At 64.3% G+C, this 4,258-nt stretch carries 4 protein-coding genes; 3 read left to right on the forward strand and 1 reads right to left on the reverse strand.

What is annotated here, in order from left to right; all coding sequences use genetic code 11:
• The first annotated feature begins 276 nt into the window (after positions 1-276).
• The 3 genes from VGG47_RS03885 to VGG47_RS03895 are packed head-to-tail and all read left to right on the forward strand — an operon-like array spanning position 277 to position 2,814.
• Positions 277-597, forward strand: a complete 321-nt coding sequence (locus VGG47_RS03885) for an ArsR/SmtB family transcription factor (protein ID WP_331535632.1) — start codon at positions 277-279, stop codon at positions 595-597.
• Positions 594-1,772: an MFS transporter gene (locus VGG47_RS03890; RefSeq protein WP_331535634.1), complete on the forward strand. Its 1,179-nt coding sequence runs from the start codon at positions 594-596 to the stop codon at positions 1,770-1,772. Before VGG47_RS03885 ends, VGG47_RS03890 begins: the two co-directional genes overlap by 4 nt.
• A complete protein-coding gene (locus VGG47_RS03895) occupies positions 1,756-2,814 on the forward strand; it encodes an alkene reductase (protein WP_331535636.1) in 1,059 nt (352 codons plus the stop codon). Before VGG47_RS03890 ends, VGG47_RS03895 begins: the two co-directional genes overlap by 17 nt.
• 139 nt (positions 2,815-2,953) lie before the next feature.
• Here VGG47_RS03895 and VGG47_RS03900 read toward each other — a convergent pair whose 3' ends face one another.
• Positions 2,954-4,111 (reverse strand): YbfB/YjiJ family MFS transporter, encoded by a 1,158-nt coding sequence (locus tag VGG47_RS03900; RefSeq protein ID WP_331535638.1) that lies wholly within the window; start codon positions 4,109-4,111, stop codon positions 2,954-2,956.
• Between the last annotated feature and the right edge of the window lie 147 nt (positions 4,112-4,258).

A 4,258-nucleotide genomic window follows, 5' to 3' on the forward strand; every position in this document is an offset into this window, starting at 1 on the left:
ACAGTGCGGCTCCATTTTCGCCCATTGAGCGTCCGTCAGTGCAAAGCGGTCCATGAAAAGCGTGAATCACAAACGCCGTGACCAGGGGAATCCCTAAATCTCAACAAGCCCTGAACAAAAAGTAGCAAAAAAACTTTATTAATTTGGGCCATGGGCGTTGTCGTCGACAACGCCCATGGCCCAAACGAGCAAAAATTTTTGCGCCGCTTTTTTAAAAGCGGCCGCTTTCTTTTTCCCACCTGGTATATCGTCGTATGACGATATATATATCGTCGCATGACGATGCCGACCGACATCACCGATTGCTTCGAGGAGACGCTGAAAGCTGTCTCCAACCCGGTGCGGCGCAAAATCCTCGCGCAGATGAAGCAGCCGGAGGAGAATTTCCCCGGCCAGGAACACCCCTATGAATTCGGCGTCTGCGCCGGAAAGATCAATGACGCCTGCGGACTCTCGCAATCCACCGTCTCGGCCCATCTGGCGGTGCTGCAACATGCCGGGCTGGTCACGGCCAGGCGCGTCGGCCAATGGATTTTCTATAAACGCAACGAACCGGCGATCGCCGTTTTCCTTGAAAGACTAGAGCAGAACCTTTGAAGAATTTTCCCGTCCCGCTGATCGCGCTGGCGCTGAGCGCCTTCGCCATCGGCACCACCGAATTTGTGATCATGGGTCTGCTGCCCCAGGTCGCCGGCAGTCTCGCAGTGTCGATCCCCAGCGCCGGCTGGCTGGTCAGCGGCTACGCGCTCGGCGTGTTCATCGGCGCGCCGATCATGGCCATCGCCACGCAGAAGCTGCCGCACCGCTCGGCCCTGATGCTGCTGATGGCGGTGTTCGTGGTCGGCAACGTGCTCTGCGCCCTGGCCCCCTCCTACGACTTCCTGATGGTCGCGCGCATCGTCACGGCGCTCTGCCATGGCGCCTTCTTCGGCATCGGCGCGGTGGAGGCCGCCTCCCTGGTGCCGGAGAACCGCCGGGCCCAGGCCGTGGCCCTGATGTTCACCGGGCTGACTCTGGCCAACGTGCTCGGCGTGCCGCTCGGCACCGCGCTCGGTCAGGTGGCCGGCTGGCGCATGACTTTTTGGGCGGTGGCGGCACTCGGCCTCCTCTCCCTCGCCGGTCTCTATCTGCTCCTGCCCCGGCAGGCGCAGAAAACCGCGCATCCCAACATGCTGCGCGAGTTCGCGGCGCTGAAAGCGCCGGTCTGGCTGGCTCTGGCCATCACCGTGGCGTTCTCGGCCTCGATGTTCGCCATGTTCACCTATATCGCCCCGGTGCTGAACGACGTCACGCATGTCTCGCCGCGCGGCGTCACCTACACGCTGTTCCTCATCGGCGTCGGCCTCACGCTGGGCAACATCCTGGGCGGCCGGATGGCGGACTGGCGCGTTACCGCGACACTGGCTTTCGTGTTCGTCGGCATGGCGGTGGTGCTCGGCCTGCTCACCGTCACCGCGCGCCACCTCATCCCCGCCGAGGTCACTCTGTTCATCTGGGCGGTCTGCGCCTTCGCCGGCGTGCCGGCGCTGCAGATCAACGTGGTGAATTTCGGCAGCGCCGCGCCGAACCTCATCTCCACCCTCAACATCGCCGCCTTCAACGCCGGCAACGCGCTGGGCGCCTGGGCCGGCGGCGTGGTGATCGCCGACCATTTCGGCTTCGACGCGATCCCGCCCACCGCCGCGATGATCTCGGTCGCGGCTCTGCTGCTCACCTTTCTTTCCCGTTTCGTGCAACCCAAGAGGACTCTTAGCCATGCCAACTCTGTTTGACCCGCTGCAACTCGGCGACCTGACGCTGCCGAACCGCATCATCATGGGCCCGCTCACCCGCGCCCGCGCCGGCGCCGTGCGCGTGCCCAACGAACTGATGGCGGAATATTACGTGCAGCGCGCCTCCGCCGGGCTGATCATCGCCGAGGCCACCTCCGTCACGCCGATGGGCGTCGGCTATGCCGACACGCCCGGCCTGTGGTCGGATGAGCAGGTGAAAGGCTGGAAGCTCGTCACCGACGCCGTGCACAAAGCGGGCGGACGCATTTTCGCGCAGCTTTGGCATGTCGGGCGGATTTCCGCGCCGCTGTTCCTGAACGGTGAGCTTCCGGTCGCGCCCAGCGCCATCGCCGCCAACGGCCATGTCAGCCTGGTCCGTCCGCAGCAGGAATTTGTTGTTCCCCGCGCGCTGGAGACCTCGGAAATCGATGGCGTGGTCGAAGCCTATCGCAAGGCGGCGATGAACGCGCAGATGGCCGGCTTCGACGGCGTGGAAGTCCACGGCGCCAACGGCTACCTGCTCGACCAGTTCCTGCAGGACAGCACCAACACCCGCACCGACAATTACGGCGGCAGCATCGCCAAGCGCGCCCGGCTGATGCTCGAGGTCACCGACACGGTGCTCTCGGTCTGGGAGCCGGGCTTGGTCGGCATGCATCTGGCGCCGCGCATGGACTCGCACTCTATGGGCGATTCCGACCGTCTCGGCACCTTCACCTATGTCGCCCGGGAGCTGGGCGAGCGCGGTATCGCCTTCATCTGCGCCCGCGAGCACAAGGCCGAAGACTGGATCGGACCGCAGCTGAAACAGGCGTTCGGCGGCGTCTACATCGCCAATGAGCAGTTCACGCTGGAAAGCGCGCAGGAAACCCTGGCGCTGGGCGAGGCGGACGCCGTCGCCTGGGGCAAGCTGTTCATCGCCAACCCGGACCTGGTCGAACGCTTCCGCACGGGCGCCGCACTGAACGCGCCCGACAGCGCGACCTTCTACGCCCCCGGCGCGCAAGGCTACACCGATTATCCGAGCCTCAAGGCAGCTTAAGAAAGCACTACTTTTTGTGAACAAAAAGTAGCAAAAAAACTTTATGAATCTGGGTCATGGGCGTTGTCGCCTACGCCGCCCATGACCCAGCATAACAAAAGTTTTTGCGCCGCTTTTTTAAAAAAGCGGCTGCTTTCTTCTACGCCCTGCGGGCCGCGCCTATCACCAAAGCCGCGCTACCGGCCACAGCGACCGCGCCGATCCCGAACAGGAGCAAAAAACTGTCGGTGGCATGGAACAGGTGCGAAAAGCCGGCGGCGGTGAGCGTCTGCATCACCGCATAGGCCATGGTGGCAAACCCCCAATCGGCCGCCAGACGATTCGCCGGCACCAGCCCGGCGATCGCCCCGGCCGCCAGCATCACCCCTCCCAACCCCACCGCGCCAACGCCGATGGCGGAAAGATCCAGCGTGAACGTGCTGTCATTGACCAGCGGCAGCGCCACGGCGCAGGCCATCACCGCGTAGCCCAGCGCCAAGGTCGGGAGAAACCCGAACCGGTCTGCGACACGCCCCAGGATCACTGGCCCCAGCGCTGCGGCCACGCCGAACCAGGCGGACACTGCAGCACCCGCGGCCACCCCGCGCTGCAGGCCGATGGCGACGAAACTCGACAGAAACAGCATATGCGGCACGAAACCCAGTGCCGAGCCGGCATAGGCCGTCACCAGCAGCAGCACCGCCCGGTTCATCTTCGCCTCGCCTAGCTTTGGCGGACTGGCGGTGATCGTCGCGTCTGGCATCAGCCACGCCACGGTGAGCGTCGCCGCCACCGCGACCAGGCCGAGCACCGCCCAGGTGAACACCAAGCCTTGCTTCACCAGCAGCGGGATCAACAGCGAGCTCAGTGTGATGCCAACGCCCATGCCGGCGAAGGTGATGCCGCTGACCTGCCCCTTGCTGCGCGCCGGCGCGCGGCCGACCACGGCCGCGGCCATCAGCACCATCAGCACCCCGCCGGTGATACCGGAGAGCAGCCGCCAGAAGCCGAACCAGATCATGCCCCAGTTCAGCGCCGAAGCCAGCAGCGACAAAGCGGTCGCCGCCATCAGCCCGACGATCACCGGCTTCGCCCGCAACGTCCCGCGCCAGAAGCGCATGAAGGCGGCGCCGATAAAATAGCCGAGGAGATTGATCGCGCCGAGCCAGAAGGCTGCTGCGGCGCTGTACCAATGCGCGCCGACCAGAGCCGGCACCAGCGGTCCGTAACCGAATCGGGCGATTCCCAGCCCCACCAGCATCGCCAGCATCCCACTGACGGCGGCGCGATAGATGGGAAAAGATGACTTATCGTCCATGCAACTGCAGGCATAGCGCGACTACCGCTGGGTTGGTATAGACCCTGACCATTGATTTTCTGAAGGTACGAAATGGCCCGCCGCCGGCAGCTCTATGAAGGCAAAGCAAAAATTCTGTTCGAGGGACCGGAACCCGGCACCCTTGTG

The sequence above is a fragment of the Acidocella sp. genome, assembly GCF_036489515.1.
Classification (GTDB): domain Bacteria; phylum Pseudomonadota; class Alphaproteobacteria; order Acetobacterales; family Acetobacteraceae; genus Acidocella.

Coding starts and splice junctions, on each gene's coding strand:
- VGG47_RS03885 (WP_331535632.1), top strand. CDS start 277: ATGACGATGCCGACCGACATCACCGATTGCTTCGAGGAGACGCTGAAA.
- VGG47_RS03895 (WP_331535636.1), top strand. CDS start 1,756: ATGCCAACTCTGTTTGACCCGCTGCAACTCGGCGACCTGACGCTGCCG.
- VGG47_RS03900 (WP_331535638.1), bottom strand. CDS start 4,111: ATGGACGATAAGTCATCTTTTCCCATCTATCGCGCCGCCGTCAGTGGG.